The organism is Clostridium arbusti SL206 (genome assembly GCF_000246895.1).
GTDB classification, from domain to species: Bacteria; Bacillota; Clostridia; order Clostridiales; family Clostridiaceae; genus Clostridium_I; species Clostridium_I arbusti.
This window is the reverse complement of sequence record NZ_BAEV01000205.1, coordinates 1-640: the sequence shown is the minus strand read 5'-3', so window position 1 is coordinate 640 and position 640 is coordinate 1. Positions and strand designations below refer to the sequence as shown.

At 36.1% G+C, this 640-nt stretch carries 1 protein-coding gene; it reads left to right on the top strand.

Translation table 11 applies throughout. The features are described 5' to 3' along the window. Nucleotides 1-640, top strand: a 640-nt coding sequence (locus tag RH99_RS18060) for an EF-Tu C-terminal domain-related protein (protein WP_010241848.1), incomplete at both ends; no start/stop codon positions are given.

The window sequence follows — 640 nt, the reverse complement described above, 5'->3', positions numbered from 1 at the left end:
AGGAGATGATACTCCAATAGTAGTAGGAAGTGCATTGAAAGCATTGGAAAATCCAACAGACCCAGAAGCAATAAAACCAATATTAGACTTAATGGCAGAAGTAGATAGCTATATTCCAACACCAGAAAGAGCAACTGACAAAGCATTCTTAATGCCAATAGAAGATGTATTTACAATAACAGGAAGAGGAACAGTTGCAACAGGAAGAGTAGAAAGCGGAATTCTACATGTAGGAGACGAAGTAGAAATCGTTGGATTAAAAGAAGAAACAGGAAAGACAGTAATAACTGGAGTAGAAATGTTCAGAAAATTACTAGATGAAGCAATGGCTGGAGACAATATCGGAGCATTACTAAGAGGAATACAGAGAACAGATATTGAAAGAGGTCAAGTATTAGCAAAACCAGGTTCAGTTACACCACACAAGAAATTTGTAGGTCAGGTATATGTATTAAAGAAAGAAGAAGGCGGAAGACATACACCGTTCTTTGATGGATATAGACCACAATTTTATTTTAGAACAACAGATGTAACAGGTTTAATAAAATTACCAGACGGAATGGAAATGGTAATGCCAGGAGACCACATAGATATGACAGTTGAATTAATCAATCCAGTAGCTATGACTGATAACTTAAGA